A 15,566-nucleotide genomic window follows, 5' to 3' on the forward strand; every position below is an offset into this window, starting at 1 on the left:
TCGTGAACTCCCCGGCAGCGTTCGCCGTCGGCCGCGGGCCTCACCAGCCGCGCATGTCGACCGGCCAGACGTCGACGACCTCCTCGCCCGCCAGGACGTGCATCCGTTCGTGCAGCGCGCACGTCGGGTCGATGTGAGCCGGCTCGAGGCGCACGCGGGTGCCGACCGGCGGCAGGCCGCCGTCGTCCGCGGAGAACACCACGTGCTCGTCGGAGCAGTACCAGACAGTGCAGCCGGGCAACCGCGGGTTCCCCTCGTCCATCCCGAACGCCTTCAGTCCGGCGTCGGCCACCGCCCAACCGTCACCGACCGAGATCACGGTCGCGAGAACGGTCAGCGCCTGCTCGAACGGCAGGTCGCTCAGCCCGCGGTACGTCGTGTCCATCAGCGCATAGGAGCCCGCCTGCAGCTCGGTGACGCCGCGGTTGGCGGTCCAGGTGCCCGTGCCGCCGCCCGAGACGACGTCTCCGCCGACGTCGGCGTGCGCGCTCGCGAGCAGGCCCATGGCCTCATCCGTCTGGTCTGCGCGACGTACCGCGTCCGGTTCGTGCATCAGGTGACCCTCGTAGCCCATGACGCCGCGAACCTCGATTCCGGCTGATCGGGCGCGATCGGCAAGGGCGCCGGCGGCGTCCGGCGCGCAGCCGCATCGGGGGAGGCCGACGTTGACGTCGATCAGGACCTCGCGGACGCCGCCCGCGACGGCGGCCTGCAACGTGGCGTCCGAGTCGATCGCCACCGTCACCCGCGCGCCGCCGTCGACCACCGGTCCGAGCCGACGCGCATCGATGACCTCGTTGGCGAGCAGCAGATCCTCGCCGAAGCCCGCGGCCGCCATCACCTCGACCTCGCGGATGGTTGCGCAGGTGAACCCGGTGTGACCGAGGGCCGCCTGCCGGCGTGCGATGCCGGTCGTCTTGTGCGCCTTGACGTGCGGCCGCAGCTTCCGGCCCGGCCACGCCGTCGCCATCGTCGCCAGATTGCGGTCGAGGGCCGCCGAGTCGACGAGCAGCGCGGGAGTGACCAGGTCGTCGACGGTGGAGGGCACATGCGCAACGTAACCATCCGAACGCAGTGGCGGCGTTATCGTGCGGGCGTGACGTCGCCGGGGTGGCAGAACTGGGGCCGTAACCAGGCGGTCACGCCGCGCGAGGTCGCCGTAGCCCGCGACGTCGAGGCGGTGTCCCGGGTTGTCGGGCGGGCGGCGGCGGACGGCCGCACCGTCCGGGCCGTCGGCTCCGGCCACAGCTTCACCGCAACGGCCCTCGCGCCTGACATCCAGCTACGGCTCGACGGGCTGGATCGCATCCTCGCGGTGGACCGGGACAGCGGCGTCGTCACCGCGGGAGCCGCCATCACGTTGCGCCGGCTCAACGGCGAGCTCGATGCGGCCGGGCTGTCGATGAGCAACCTCGGCGACATCGATGCGCAGACACTCGCCGGTGCCCTCTCGACCGGTACGCACGGTACCGGCGCACGCCTCGGGGGCATCGCGACGCAGGTCCGCGGCCTGCAGCTCGTCCTGGCCGACGGCTCGGTGGCAGAGGTCTCGGCGCAGGCGGACCCAGAGCTGTACGCCGCTGCCCGGGTCGGCGTCGGCGCCTTCGGTGTGGTGACGGCCGTCACCTTGCAGTGCGAGCCTCGGTTCGAGCTGACGGCGGTCGAGCAACCGATGCCGCTCGAGCAGGTGCTCGAGGAGTTCGACGCCCTCGCGGATGGCAACGAGCACTTCGAGTTCTACTGGTTTCCCCACACCGAGGTCGCGCTGACCAAGCGCAACAACCGCCCGAAGCCCGGCGAGGCGCGCACCGCGCTGCCGCGCTGGCGCGAGCTACTCGACGACGAGCTGCTGTCCAACGGCGTGTTCGAGGCCGCCCAGCGGTTCGTCTACCGGCGGCCGTCGTCGATCCCGGCGCTGAACCGGTTGTCGGCCAAAGCGCTGTCCGCTCGCACTTTCACGGACGTCTCCCATCGCGTCTTCGTCTCACCGCGCCGCGTCCGGTTTCGCGAGATGGAGTACGCCGTACCTCGCGACCGGCTGGTCGCCGTCTTCCGCGAGGTGCGCGACTGGATCGAGCGCAGCGGCGCCACCATCTCCTTCCCGGTCGAGGTTCGGGTCGCGGCGCCGGACGACATCTGGCTGTCGACTGCGCAGGGCCGGGCGAGTGGCTACCTCGCGGTGCACCAATGGCATCGCGTCGACTACGAGCCGTACTTCCGGGCGGTCGAGGCGATCGCCACCGCCGCTGACGGCCGACCGCACTGGGGCAAGCTGCACTGGCTGGGCCCCGCCGCGCTACGCGAGCGTTATCCGCACTTCGACGACGCGATGACAGTCCGTGACCGGGTTGACCCCGACCGCGTGTTCAGCAACGTCTATACGACGCAGGTGTTCGGATCCTGATGCCGGCGCGGACCGCCTATCGGCTCGGCGGCCGGGTCAACGGCCGGGTCAGTTGCCGGCCGAACACGAGCAGGGCCGCGAGCACCAGCAGCGGTACGAGGAAGACCGCCGGATAGTCGAAGCCCCTGGCGCGCGACGGCAGCGCCACCAGCCGCGGCGCGATGACGGGTTCGGGCGCCGCCTCACCCGGTGCCTCGCTCGCTCGAGGGGGCGGCGCCAGCCCAGGGACCGCGATCGAGGGAGCCGGGCCGGAGTCCGACGCAGCCGACGTGTCTGACGGCGACGGCGCGGGGTTCGACGGCGCGGGGTCCGGCGGCGAGCCCGTCGCCGCGCCGTCGGTCGTGGCGTTGTCGAGGATGAGGACGGGTGCGGTGGCGGAGCCCTTCGGCCGGGTGTCCGCCGAGACCGTGACGTCGAAGGTCGCGCCGAGTGAGAGCACCGGCAGCAGCGCAAGGCTGGTGCCCCGCTTCTCGAGGCGAGCGGCGATCGGTTTCAGGCCGATGTCGAGCTCCACCGCCGGGGTTCCGATGAGGTGGCTGACGGGCGCCCCCTGGCAGTCGACCGGAGGCGGCGGAGTCGTCGCTGCTTCGACGGCCTTGATCGGCGTCGTCGTCGTACACGCCTCGACCTTCGCCAGGTCCGGTGCGAGCGAACCGTCGAGTGGGCTGGTGTCCAGGGGCAGCCGCAACGTACCGCCGCTGATCGAGGTCGACGGGGGCAGCGGACGGCGCAACGCGAGGTAGCTGCGGGCCGACTCGCTGCCGCCGGCTGCGCCGATGTGCAACGTGCCGGCCGGGTAGACCTGGGGGAACGGCGACGGGATCGGCAGACAGATCGACGCGATGCACAGCTTCGGGCTGCTGTACCAGGCTTCCGCACCCAGCGCGACGACCGTTTCACGGGCGGCGCTGGTGCCGCCGCTCGCGCTGGCGCCCGCCGACTGGACCGCCAGTGCCCCGGGAGCCAGCGCCGTACCGGTCAGGATCAACGGCAGCGCGTGCCAGCCGGCGTTCATGCCCCACCGCGTTTCGCGCTCGCCCGCCGCGGCCGCGGGCGTGCCGCGGGTGCGGCCACGGGCGGCGCGGCGAGTCGGCGCCGCTCGAGCGCCGCGAGCGTGCCGACCCGCAGGAGCACGGCGTCGTCGTCGGCGCGCTCGCGTTCGGCACAGGCGCGCCCGACCTGGACGTAGCCGAGGACACATCCGGTCACCACCAGGGCGATGCCACCGATCCCGCCGCTCACCAACGCCGGGATCTGGTCGAACACGTCGAGGGTGCGGGCAGCGATCACGTAGCCGACCGTGATGGCGACGCCGCCGGCCACCACCAGAGCCGCGCAGGACCACAGCGCGAGGGCGAGCGGGCTGGACCGCTTCATCGACCCTGCTCGCTCAGCCGGACGAGCTCGTCGAGGGCGTCGGCCATCCGCAGCGACTGCGCGCGCCGGGCCGCGGAGTCTCGCAGGCGCACGTCGATCGCGACCAGGGTGACTCCGAGGCAGACGAGGGCGAGTCCCGTGAAGCCCGCGCTCATCACGTACGGGAGCTGGAGCGGTACGTCGATCTCGCCCGCCGTCTTGCCCCATGCGACGGTGATGAGCACGAATCCTGCGGCGGTGAGCAGCAGTCCGAGCCAGGTCCCGAGGTGGGGGATCCGGCGCAGCGGCGCGATCAGGTCCTTCATCCGGCTGTCCTCACGAGAGCGGGCGTGCGACTTCGGCTGTCAGGGCGTGGGTGTTCCGCGTCGATCGATCCCGATCGCTGGATGGCGGTCAGGCTGCCCCCGAGGTAGGCCTCGACGACGTTCGGGTCGTTGCGCACGCGGTCGGGCGTGCCTTCGGCGATGATCTCGCCGTCGGCCATGCACACGATGCGATCCGCCATGGCCATGATCATCGGGATGTCGTGCTCGATGATGCACAGCGTCAGATCCAGGTCGCGTTTGAGCGTGGTCAGCAGGTTCTGCAGCGCCTCGGTCTCACACTGCGCGATTCCGGCGCACGGTTCGTCGAGCAGCAGCACCTCGGGCCCGAGGCCGACCAGGCAGGCGATCTCGGCGATGCGCCGGGTGCCGGTGGACAGGTTCTGGATCTGCGCGGCGCGATAGCGGTCCAGGCCCATCCACGACACGAGCTCGCGTGCCCGTTGCTCCTTGCGGCGCTCACCGCCGGTCAGGCCGAGAACTGCCGCCGTCAGGGTGCTGGGATCGGTGCGCTCGAGGGAGAGCGTGACGCACTCGAGAACGGTGAGGGTCGGGAACAGTGCGGCGTCCTGGAAGCTGCGGATCAGGCCGCGTTGGGCCCGGGCCTCCGGGCCGAGCGTTGTGACGTCCTCGTCGTGGAGGCGCACCTGGCCGGCGTCGGGAGTGGTGAAGCCGGCGAGCAGCTCGAACGTCGTGGTCTTGCCCGCCCCGTTGGGTCCGATGAGGCCGAGCGTCTCGCCGCGGTTCACCGCGATCGACACGCCGCGAACCGCGTGCACGCCGCCGAATGACTTGACCAGTCCGGTCGCCTCCAGGATCGGACGTACGCCGACCGGGCGTGGCGGCACGGTCATCGGCGGGGCCTTGGTGGGCGCCGCGATCTCGACCGCGCTCGCACTGCTCGACTCGGCGAGGTACGCCGCCTCGGCGTCGACTCCGGCGCGCCGAGCGAGTGCCTTGACCACCGCGTCGCGGAGCGGGGTGAGCACGTGGATGAGGCCGCCGGGCAGATAGACGATGATCAACAGCTGGCCGAGCGCGGTGCCGGCGATCGCCAGGCTCTGGAGGTGACCGAAGTCGGGCAGCACGAACACGACAAGGGCACCGAGGACGGGCCCGATCAGGCTTCCGATCCCGCCCACCACGGTCATGACCGTCACCGACAGCCCGTCGTTCGGGTCGAAGCTCGCCCCGCCGAGCGTGAACAGCGAGTGCGCGTAGACCGCCCCACCGATGCCGGCGATGAAGCCGGCGATCGCAAAGCCACGAATCTTGATCGCGGTCGCGGGCACCGTGAACGCGCGGGCGTTGTCCTCGTTGTCGCGGACCGCGACGAACAGCCGGCTCAACCCGCCTGACCGGATGTTGCGCGCGACCGCGAAGCAGACGACGGTCATCGCGAGTGCGAACCAGTAGTAGCGCTTGCCGGTGTCCAGGTGCACGCCCATGACGGACGGGCTGCCGGGACTCACCCCGTCGTACCCGAACAGCCAGCTCGCCGGAAGCAACCAGTTCGTGACGAGCAGCGCGAACGACAGGGTGGTGACGGTGATGAACAGGCCTTTCGCACGGATCGCGAACAGCCCGAGCACCACCATCACGAGCGCGGCGGCGACACCCGCGTAGAGGAAGGACAGGACGTAGTCGTGGGTACGCGAGGCGACCTCGTAGCTCGCGATCGAGCCGACCGCCGCGATCCCGAACTGTCCGATCGTCAGCTGACCGCCCAGCCCGGTGATGATCCCGACGGACAAGCCGACGATCACGAACGACAGGATCTGCGTCATCCGGACCGAGTTCGAGTTGGTGATGCCCAGCGGCAGGACCGCCAGCCCGGCCAGCACGACGAGCGTGATCGTCGGCGCGAGCGCGCGCACCGCCGGCAGCCGGCGCAACGCAGCAGGGATCGGTGCCGGTGCCGCGACCGTAGCCCAGGACCCTTTCTCCTCGGACCGGCCGGTGGGCGTCTTCAGGAGCACGAGCGCGCCGACGACGATCAGCACGAACAGGATGAGGCTTTCCACGCCGAGACCGCCGTAGTTCCAGAGCAACAGCTGCTCCAGGACCCCGATCGCCGTGCCCGCGACGAGAGTGAGCGGCAGGTTGTCCATCCGGCCGATCACCGCGGCGGCGAGCGCGACCTCGAGCAGCTGCGGGCCGAACTGCCCGGGCTCGACGCTCAACGTCGGCGCAGACATGATCGCGGCGAAGGCGGCGACTCCCGCGCCGAGGGCCCAGGCGAGCGAGTTCATCCGGCCCGAGAAGATGCCGGCCATCCGGGCGGCCTCGGGGTTGTCGGCCGCGCAGCGCATCGCGACGCCGACTCGGCTGTAGCGCAGGAACCCGCCGACCAGCAGGACGAGGATCGGCGAGAGGATCAGCATCGCGGAGTATGCCGGTCCGACCTCGAGCGCACCGACCCGGAACGACGGCATGCCCGGTGGCGACGGGAAGACCCCACCCGCTCCTGCGCTCGGATCGATCAGCGTTGCGAAGACGACCAGGAACAGCCCTACGCCGAGCGTCGCCACGACACTGACCGCGAGCGGCGCCTTGCCGAGCCGGCGGATCACGGCGGTCTCCGTCACCGCGCCCACTGCGCCCGCGATGGCCAGGGCAGGGACAAGTGCGACCCAGTACGGGAGGTGGGCCTTGGTGACCAGCAAGAAGAACGCCACCGACCCGAACGCGCCCATCTGCCCTTGCGCGAAGTTGATGACCCGGCTGGAGCGGTAGATCAAAACCAGGCCGACCGCGAGCAGCCCGTAGGTCACGCCGACCGTCAGGCCGAGCACGATGGCCGACGCGGGGGTCTGCCACCTGCCGCTGATCGTGCCCGAGACGTGAAGGACGTGCGGCAGCAGGAACTCCGCGACGAGGAGCGCAGCCGCGAGGATCGCGACCGTCACGGCGGCGGGGCGCGCCGCCCGGACCGCCGTCACGCCACGCCCGCCTTGCTCGCGCCCTCGAGGAAGACGGCCCGCAGCAGGTCGTCGCGCGCCAGCAGCTCGCCCGCCTTCCCGTCGAATCGCATCTCGCCCTTCTCCATGAAGTAGGCGTGGTCGACGAGGGACAGCGCGATGTTGACCGACTGCTCGACGAGTACGACGGCGGTGCCGGCGGCGTTGATCTCGCGGACCAGGTCGAGCAACTGCCCGACGACGACCGGTGCGAGCCCGAGCGAGAGCTCGTCGATCAACAACAGCTTCGGCTCGAGGATCAGCGCCTTGCACAGGCCGAGCATCTGCTGCTCGCCGCCCGACAGGGTGGCCCCCAGCGACGCCTTGCGTTCGGCGAGCCGGGGGAAGGCGGTGAGGCACCGCTCGATGGCATCGTCGATCGTGCGCTTGTCGGCGCCGAGGGTGTAGCCGAAGCCACGCAGGTTCTCGACGACGGTCATCCGGCGGAAGACGGCGCGACCGCCCGGGATCTGGCTGATGCCGAGCCGCACCCGACGTTCGGCGTCGAGGTAGGTGATGTCGTCGCCGTTGAGGCGCACGGTGCCGGAGGATGGCAGTCCGATCCCGGAGATCACCTTGAGCAACGTCGATTTGCCCGCGCCGTTCGTCCCGAGCAACGCGACCATCTCGCCCTCGTCAACCGTGAAGTCGACGTCGAAGAGCACTTGCAGCTTGCCGTAGGAGAAGTTGACCCCGGTTGCGGCCAGCAGCGGCGGCCGTCGCCCGTCGCGGTGAAGCGCGGCGAGATCCTGCTCCTCGAGGATGGCGTCGACCATCCGGTCGATGTCGCTGTCGATCAGCTTGCCGGCCGACCGTACGACGAGGGAGCCCAACGTGCCGGGGACCAGCAGCGCGATCATCGTCCCCGTCGACCCGTACTCCTCGTAGACGCTGTTGAGCAACAGCACGCCCAGGATCGCGCCGAACCCGAGGGAGATGCCGATCATCGCGGCGGCGTGCGGCCGGTAGCGCGCGTCGACGATCGAGAGCACGATCGCGTTCAGGCCCGGCAAGGTGAGCACCAGCGCGGTGATCGCGAATGCGAACATCGCGACCATCGCGATCTTGTTGGGCATGACCGCGGCGAGCGCGATGAACAAGACGATGCCGAAGATCGCGTAGCCGACCTGTTCCACGACCTTGGCCGGGCTGTGAGCGAAGGTCGTCTCGGCGACCTTGCCGTAGACCAGCAGACCGAGGGTGGCGATGCCGTACGCCGTCGAGATGACGACGCCGCGCGCTGCCGAGTCGAAGTGCCAGCGGTCGACCAGGAACGATGACAGGAACGTCGTGAACGGGATCGCGATGATGCCGAACACGAGAGTGCCCACGCAGATCCGCTGGATCGTGGGGATCAGCAGGATCCTCCTGACGATCTCGAAGAACCCGAGCTGCGGCCCGCCCTCGACGGCGCGGTCGGCGTGCAGCTGTTCGGTGTCGAAGCGTCCCGCACCCGGGTCCCGAACTCCGATCGCGCACAGCGAGCTCAGCACCGAGATCCCGCCGAGCACCAGGAACACCCCGCGCCAGGTCAGGTCGAACGGCCCGGTCAGCAGCGACACCAGTAGCGGCGCGACGATCTGCCCGACCACGGTGATCGCGCGGTATCCGGTGAGCACCCGCAGCCTGGCCTGTGGCGGATAGGTGTCGGCGAGGAGCGGCGTGTGCAACGCATTGACGCTTCCGGTCGACAATCCGTCGGCGACCAGGACGAGAAGCAGTGCGACCAGCGACGTCACGAACCCGGTGAACAGCGTGATGACGCTCCACCCGATCGCGGTGATCAGACAGAGCAGGCCGCGCCGCCCCCAGCTGCGGGCGAGTGCGGCCATGGGCAACGGCGCCACCGCCTGGGCCAGGAAGCCCAGCGACTGCGCCAGCCCGATCAGCCCGAACGACAGACCGAGGGTGTTGCGGACGTCGGGCGCGACGACGACGAGCGCGCTGCCCTGGAACAGGTCGACGAAGCCGAGCACCCCCAACGCGACCATCGGGTAGAGCCCGACGCCGTGCTCGCGCAGGACGGCGCGAAGCGACCGCGGATCGTCCTGGGCCGGTTCAGCCTGCGTTCCCTGCAAGCCGAGTGTTGCGCGGGCGGCCTGACGCCGTGCCGCGAGACGGTCGCCGACCGGCGCCGGCACGGCCGCGCCGTTCGCGGCGGTCACGGCGCGCTCTTCGGCAGGTCGAACTCGCGTACCCACGCGCTCTCGTTGAGTCGGTCGCCGTTGGGTGCGAGGAGTACGACGGTCGCTTGATGACGTTGGCGGGAGGCGCGGTCGTAGTCGAGGTCGGGGATGATCCGGATCGTGATGTGGTCCTGATCGGTCTCGTACACATTGGTGGCCGCCAGCAGCGCGGGCGTCGCACGGGTGCCCTTGGGCAGCACCGAGTCGATGTTGTGCCCGACTTTGACGGCTTGCTGGTCGATGAAGATCCCGAAGCGGTAGTCGCCCGGCGGCTTCATCGTCCACGACAGCGTCACCGGGAGGCGGGTCAGCTGGTCCTCCGCCGGCGCGGTGAAGCTGAGGCGGTGATCCTGGACGAACTCCAACCCGCTGCAGCCGCTGATGGCGGCGGCGGCCGTGACGGCGAGTGCCGTGGCCGTGAGCGATGGACCGGAGATTCGCACGGTGTGGTCAGGCGCTCGCCGGCGTCGTGGACGCGTCGACCTCGGCGTAGAAGTCGAGTGCCTCGCGGGTGACCCGCTCGATGTCCATCAGCAGGTAGTTGTGTGCCGCGCCTTCGTAGCTCGACAGCCGGGCGCCGGGGATGGTCCGGGCGATCTCCTGGCCCTTCTCGTACGGCACGAGGTTGTCCGCCGTGCCGTGCTGGACGAGGGCCGGAACCGAGATCGTGGCGGCGTCGCCGAGCGTCATGCTGAACTCGGAGATGCCGACGTGTTGTGCGACGACCCCGCGGGTGGAGAACCGGTCCTTCTTCAACATCGCGTAGTCGCGCCGGGCGACGTCGGCGGGCACGTTCGGGTAGGCCTTGCTGCCGGTGAACACTCTGAGGACGCCCGGCGGGATCCGTAGGAGCACCGACCCGAGCACCGGATGCGGCTTGACGACCTCGGTCTTGATGGCCGTGCAGCCGAGGATGAGGGAACGTACCCGCTCCGGCGCGGTGATCGCGAGCTGTTGGGCGATGCCGCCCCCCATCGACACACCCCAGACATGGGCCGAGTCGAGTCCCGCCGCGTCCATCACGGCGAGGGCGTCGGCGACCATCTCGGCGACCGACGCGGTCCGCGCCGCCCGGCTCTGCCCGGTGCCCCGGTTGTCGAACCACACGACGTGGTGCTGCTCGGTCAGGGCGTCGCGCACCGGCCACCACATCTCGGCGCTGTACTTGTGGCCCATGATCAGCAACAGCGGGGAGCCTTCGCCCTGCTGTTCCCAGTGGATCCGGACGCCGTTGCTGCTGACGAATGGCATGTGAGGTCCTCGGGTCGGTGACGGTCAGGAGAACGGCGTGACGGGGCCGGTGTAGTGGAAGCACCGGCAGCTCGAGTCGAAAGCCAACGGTCGGTACGCGCTTGCGCCCGCGTGGTGTTGCGGGTCGAGAGTCGAGGTGAACGTCACCGCGTCAGCCCGTGACGAGCCCAGCTTGTTGTAGCCGTCGAGCAGGCTGGCTCCGGTGATGTTCGAGGCGCCAGAGGCGTTCGCAGCGGCCTGGACGAACAGCATGGCGTCGCAGTACTGGAAGGTCGCGAACTCCTGCACGTTGTTGGTGAGCTGGCCGGTCGGCCGCTCGATCTCGGCGCACAGTCGGGTCGCGGAGTTCTCGAAGACGCTCGACCCGTAGGTGCCGACATCGGCGGTGGGCTGCCAACCGACACCGATCGCGCCGGCCAGCGCGCCGAGGACCATCTTGGTGTGCGCCTCGGCGAGTGCCCACGGGCTGTCGAGCGAGGTCAGCGCGTACTTGGGGTACCAGTGCTGCTGGTAGGCGTCCTGGATGAAGCTGCCTTCGACGCCGGGCGCAAGGAAGAGCACGTTCGTCACGCCGTTCGCCCGCATGTGGAGTTCGTCGTTCGAGACGGTTTGCGCCTCGGCGACGGCCGCCTGCGTCGATGGCGGGTACTCGATCCCGTACGAAGTGACCGAGGCCACCCTTCCCTTGAGCATGGGTACGACCACGTCGTTGTAAGCGTCGACCGCTGCGGTCTCGTTGGTGCCCAGCATGACGCCGACGCGGCTCTTCGAGCTCAGCACGTGGTCGGCCAGCATCGTCTTCACCAGCGCGGACATGACGTCCGTCGTCGTCGCCTCGTACGGGCTCACGAGGTAAGGGATGTTCCGGTAGGAGTTGTTGTCGTGGAGGTAGCCGCCTCCCGAGACATACGGGATGTGGTGGCTGCTCAGACAGGCGGCGAGATCGTTCGGGATGGCAAAGCCGACGGCGACGCCGATCGCGACGTGGTGGTCCTGCGTCCAGTCGCTGCAGATCGCCGCCATCGTGGTGGAGTACGGCTGCGTGCTCGTCAGCGGGATCGAGTAGTAGACCGGTTCGAGGACGTGCCCGGCGAGTCCGCCGTGCTTGTTCACGTAGCCGATGGCCGCGTTGGCGTCGGTCTGCAGGTTGCCGAGGTCGTCACTGCCCCCGAACAGCTTCGCGAAGGCACCGAGGTCCCCGCTGTAGACGATCCCGACCTCGACCGCCGACAGCTTCGCGGGACCCTTGTAGACCTTGCCCGTCGGCGTCGGCGTGGACGGCGGCGCGGTGGAACTCGGCGTCGCCGCCGAGGTCGCGCCGGTTGGGGCAGTAGCGCGCCCGGCGCGGCCCGTCGGGCTGGCGCTCGCCGAAATCGTCGGTTCCGCGCCGCCCGCGGTCGCCCTCGGGACGGCGGGGACCGTGCCGCTCGGACCGGTCGGGCTCGAGCCGGTCGCGGCGGTCGGGACGACCTCGCCGGGGACGATGACCTGGGTCGACCCGTCGAAGCCTTCGTCGGCACGCTGGCTGAGGACGGCGTGTGCGTTGCGGACCGTGGTGCCGCATGCCGCCACCGACAGCAGCGCGATGCCGGCGACCGCGGTGGTGCGTAGACGGCTTCGGCGGCTGCTGCGGTTCATCGCACCTCGTCGTAGAGCAAGCACTGCGGGCCGGACTATCAGTTGATAGTTAGCCGTGAAGTAAGCCACCTGCTGTCCTGCAAGTCAAGGAAGGTTTGATGCGATCGAACGATCGTTGACAGAGCGGCTCCGAGTTGGGTTTGCTTTCGGCGTGGGCAAGCGCAACGAGCGGCTCGCCGTTGCGCCTGCGACGGTGGTGACTCGGCGCTGGCGAAGCGACCTCGATCCCCGCGCCCTGCCGCCCACCGAGCACCTGACGCTGGGGCAGCGCCGAGTGCTCGGCGCCTGCCTCGTGCTGTTCGCCGAGCAAGGCTTCGCCGCGACGTCGATCAGGGACGTGGCTGGCGCTGCCGGGATGCAGTCGGCAAGCCTCTACAACCATTTCGCGTCCAAGGACGCGATGCTGACCGAGCTGGTGACGCTCGGAGTGGGCACGCACCTCGAGCGGCTGATCGCCGCAGTGGTGAACTCCTCAGCCGGACCGGTCGAGCAGCTGCGATCGGCGATCCGCACCCATGTCGCGGTGCACTGCGAGTACCCGAACCTCGGTCTCGTCGTGAACCACGAGGTGCGACACCTGACGCCCGAGGCAGCGATCGCACTCGAGTCGGTACGCCGGAAGTCCGGCGGCCTGGTGAGCGAGGTGCTCAACCGTGGGGTCGAGGAGGGAGTGTTCACCCTCGACGCGCCGCAGGCCGCGATCTTCGCGATGGCCAGCATGGGGGTCGACGCGGCCCGCTGGTATCCCTATCAAGACGAGATCTCGGCAGAGCAGCTGTGCGACGTCTACGCCGAGCTGGCACTTCGGATGGTTGGAGCCTGACGCATGACCTCGATCCCGGCGGCACTGCGCGCGTTCGCGGCCGCCAAGCCCGACGCCCCGGCGGTCACCGACACCAAAGCGACACTGTCGCGTCGGGAGCTGCTCGACCGCGCCGACACCGTGGCTCACGCACTGCATGACCAAGGCGTCGGGGTGGGCGACCTGGTCTCGATCGGGCTGCCGAGCGACGCCTCCCACGTGGTGGCTTCGATCGCCACGTGGCTGGTGGGGGCGACGCCACAGCCGGTAGCGGCGAACATGCCGCGCGCCGAGCTGGACGCGGTCCTCGAGCTGGCGAAGCCGGCGATGGCGATCGGCTTCGACGGCGGCGACCTCGCGCCGACGATGCTCACGCTGCCCGAGCCGACCGGGCAGGCTCGCGAGCCGTTGCCCGACGTGGTCTCACCCAACTTCAAGGCGCCGATGTCCGGCGGGTCGACCGGTCGGCCGAAGCTGATCGTTGCCACGAACCCGGCCGAGGTGGAGGGGCTCGCCCTGCTCGGCCAGGTCATGCGGATCAAGGCCGAGGACACGTCCTTGATCACTGCGCCGATGCACCACAACGGGCCGTTCCTGACCTCGACCGCGACGATCGCGCTCGGCGGCCATGTCGTCCTGCCGGGCCGCTTCGACGCCGAGACCACCCTCGCGCTCATCGAACGGGAACGTGTCGGATGGGTCTACCTCGTGCCGACGATGATGTCGCGGATCACGAAGCTGCCTGACGACGTCCGCCTCCGCTACGACCTGTCGACCCTGCACACGGTGATGCACATGGCGGCGCCGTGCCCGCCGTACCTCAAGCAGGCGTGGATCGACTGGCTCGGCGGAGAACGCATCATGGAGCTCTACGCCGGGACCGAGGCGCAGGCTGCGACGTTCATCAGCGGCACCGAATGGCTCGAGCACCGCGGCTCGGTCGGCAAGCCACTGATCGGGCAGATGCAGATCTGTGATCCGGACGGCAAGCCGTTGCCGACCGGCGAGGTCGGCGAGGTGTGGATGAAGTCCGACGCCGGCCCGACTTACAAATACATCGGAGCGGAGCCGAGGGCCCGCGAGGACGGCTGGGAGTCACTCGGCGACCTGGGCTGGATGGACGCCGACGGCTACCTCTACCTCAACGACCGGTTGACGGATATGGTCCTGGTCGGCGGCAGCAACGTCTACCCCGCCGAGGTCGAGGCCGCGCTCGATGAGCATCCGCACGTGCTGTCGTCATGTGTCATCGGGCTGCCGGACGACGACCTCGGCAACCGGCTGCACGCGTTGGTGCAGCTTCGCGACGAGGTCAGTGACGACGAGCTGCGGTCGTGGTGCGGCGAGCGGTTGACGAAATACAAGGTGCCGCGGACCTTCGAGCGGGTGGCGCAGCCGCTGCGCGACGATGCGGCGAAGGTACGCCGCTCGCAGCTTCGCGCCGAACGCCTTCCCGGTTAGGCGCCGGCCGGCAGCGGTCCGGCTGAGACGAAGTCGCGCGTTTGCCCGACCCGCAGCCGGGGATTCGTCTGACATCTGTCGAGGAGGTTCTCGGATGTCGAACGACGCCATCGTGATGCTGAAGGAAGACCACAAGAGGGTTCGCGCGCTGTTTCGCGAGTTCAAGGGCGCCGGGGAGAATGCGACGGCCACCAAGGCGAAGCTCGTCGACAAGATCCTCGAAGAGCTCACCGTGCACACCTACATCGAGAACGAGGGGATGTACCCGGCCGTCCGGGAGCAGGTTCCCGAGCTGGAGGACGACATTCTCGAGTCGCTCGAGGAGCACCACGTGGCGGACGTGCTGTGCATGGAGCTCGCCGCGATGAGTCCTGAACACAAGCATTTCGACGCGAAGGTCGCCGTTTTGATCGAGAACGTCGAGCACCACATCGAGGAAGAGGAGACCGAGTGGTTCCCGCAGGTGCGCGAGAAGCTCGGTCGTAACGAGCTCCAGGCGATCGGGACCCGGCTCGAGGAGCTGAAAGCCAAGTCGCCGCGCCGGCCGTCGAACCCGAAGTCGCTGGTCAAGGCCGTCAAGGCGCTCGTCTCCTAGGAGCAGCGATGGCCAACGAACTCGACGGCAAGACGATCGCCTTCCTGGTGGCCAACGAGGGCGTCGAGCAGGTGGAGCTCACCGAGCCGTGGCGGGCGGTCGAGGCGGCCGGCGGCACCCCCAAGCTGGTCGCACCCGAAGCGGGGAAGGCACAGGGGTTCAACCATCTCGACAAGGCGGACGAGTTCCCGGTCGACGTCAGCGTCGCGGACGCGAGCGCGCAGGACTACGACGCCCTCGTGCTGCCGGGCGGGGTCGCCAACCCGGACCAGCTGCGGACCGAGCCGGCCGCGGTCGCGTTCGCGAAGTCGTTCTTCGACGCGGGCAAGCCGGTTGCCGCGATCTGCCACGCGCCATGGACGCTGGTGGAGGCCGACGTGGTCCGTGACCGGAAGATGACCAGCTGGCCGAGCCTGCAGACGGATCTGCGAAACGCGGGCGCCGACTGGGTGGACGAGCAGGTCGTGGTGTGCACAGGCGGGTCGAACGTGCTGATCTCGTCGAGGAAGCCGGACGACCTCGACGCCTTCTGCCGGGAAATGGTGGATCGGTTCGCGGCTGCGTAACCG

Annotated in this window: 14 protein-coding genes; 5 read left to right on the forward strand and 9 right to left on the reverse strand. The window is 69.6% G+C overall.

The genetic code is table 11. The features are described 5' to 3' along the window. Positions 1-40 precede the first annotated feature (40 nt). Entirely contained in the window at positions 41-1,048 is a 1,008-nt protein-coding gene (locus VG899_07825; GenBank protein HWA66262.1) for an alanine racemase, read from the reverse strand. Positions 1,049-1,096: 48 nt separating this feature from the next. Between VG899_07825 and VG899_07830 the strand changes: the two genes are divergently transcribed. Continuing rightward, complete coding sequence (locus VG899_07830; protein ID HWA66263.1) at positions 1,097-2,404, forward strand: D-arabinono-1,4-lactone oxidase; 1,308 nt, start codon at positions 1,097-1,099, stop codon at positions 2,402-2,404. A gap of 16 nt (positions 2,405-2,420) precedes the next feature. Here VG899_07830 and VG899_07835 read toward each other — a convergent pair whose 3' ends face one another. The 8 genes from VG899_07835 to VG899_07870 are packed head-to-tail and all read right to left on the reverse strand — an operon-like array spanning position 2,421 to position 12,139. After that, positions 2,421-3,419, reverse strand: a complete 999-nt coding sequence (locus tag VG899_07835) for a hypothetical protein (protein ID HWA66264.1) — start codon at positions 3,417-3,419, stop codon at positions 2,421-2,423. Continuing rightward, on the reverse strand, positions 3,416-3,781 hold the full coding sequence (locus tag VG899_07840; GenBank protein HWA66265.1) for a hypothetical protein: 366 nt from the start codon (positions 3,779-3,781) through the stop codon (positions 3,416-3,418). Before VG899_07840 ends, VG899_07835 begins: the two co-directional genes overlap by 4 nt. Next, positions 3,778-4,086: a hypothetical protein gene (locus VG899_07845; GenBank protein HWA66266.1), complete on the reverse strand. Its 309-nt coding sequence runs from the start codon at positions 4,084-4,086 to the stop codon at positions 3,778-3,780. Before VG899_07845 ends, VG899_07840 begins: the two co-directional genes overlap by 4 nt. Beyond that, positions 4,083-7,046 carry a branched-chain amino acid ABC transporter permease/ATP-binding protein gene (locus VG899_07850; GenBank protein HWA66267.1) on the reverse strand — a complete coding sequence of 988 codons (2,964 nt, stop codon included), beginning with the start codon at positions 7,044-7,046 and terminating at the stop codon, positions 4,083-4,085. Before VG899_07850 ends, VG899_07845 begins: the two co-directional genes overlap by 4 nt. After that, positions 7,043-9,229, reverse strand: a complete 2,187-nt coding sequence (locus VG899_07855; GenBank protein HWA66268.1) for an MFS transporter — start codon at positions 9,227-9,229, stop codon at positions 7,043-7,045. Before VG899_07855 ends, VG899_07850 begins: the two co-directional genes overlap by 4 nt. After that, on the reverse strand, positions 9,226-9,693 hold the full coding sequence (locus tag VG899_07860) for a hypothetical protein (GenBank protein ID HWA66269.1): 468 nt from the start codon (positions 9,691-9,693) through the stop codon (positions 9,226-9,228). Before VG899_07860 ends, VG899_07855 begins: the two co-directional genes overlap by 4 nt. Before the next feature lie 7 nt (positions 9,694-9,700). Then, positions 9,701-10,501 carry an alpha/beta fold hydrolase gene (locus tag VG899_07865; protein ID HWA66270.1) on the reverse strand — a complete coding sequence of 267 codons (801 nt, stop codon included), beginning with the start codon at positions 10,499-10,501 and terminating at the stop codon, positions 9,701-9,703. Between the two features lie 24 nt (positions 10,502-10,525). After that, the gene (locus VG899_07870; protein HWA66271.1) at positions 10,526-12,139 is read right to left on the reverse strand and encodes a hypothetical protein; all 1,614 of its coding nucleotides are present in this window, start codon (positions 12,137-12,139) and stop codon (positions 10,526-10,528) included. Positions 12,140-12,290: 151 nt separating this feature from the next. Between VG899_07870 and VG899_07875 the strand changes: the two genes are divergently transcribed. The 4 genes from VG899_07875 (at position 12,291) to VG899_07890 (ending at position 15,563) form a co-directional block, all read left to right on the forward strand. Continuing rightward, positions 12,291-12,962, forward strand: a complete 672-nt coding sequence (locus VG899_07875) for a TetR/AcrR family transcriptional regulator (GenBank protein ID HWA66272.1) — start codon at positions 12,291-12,293, stop codon at positions 12,960-12,962. 3 nt (positions 12,963-12,965) lie between these two features. Continuing rightward, entirely contained in the window at positions 12,966-14,402 is a 1,437-nt protein-coding gene (locus tag VG899_07880; protein HWA66273.1) for an AMP-binding protein, read from the forward strand. Positions 14,403-14,496: 94 nt separating this feature from the next. Further along, a complete protein-coding gene (locus tag VG899_07885) occupies positions 14,497-14,997 on the forward strand; it encodes a hemerythrin domain-containing protein (GenBank protein ID HWA66274.1) in 501 nt (166 codons plus the stop codon). 8 nt (positions 14,998-15,005) lie between these two features. After that, entirely contained in the window at positions 15,006-15,563 is a 558-nt protein-coding gene (locus VG899_07890) for a type 1 glutamine amidotransferase domain-containing protein (protein HWA66275.1), read from the forward strand. Positions 15,564-15,566: the final 3 nt, after the last annotated feature.

This window comes from Mycobacteriales bacterium, assembly GCA_035550055.1.
Lineage (GTDB): Bacteria > Actinomycetota > Actinomycetes > JAFAQI01 > JAFAQI01 > DASZTV01.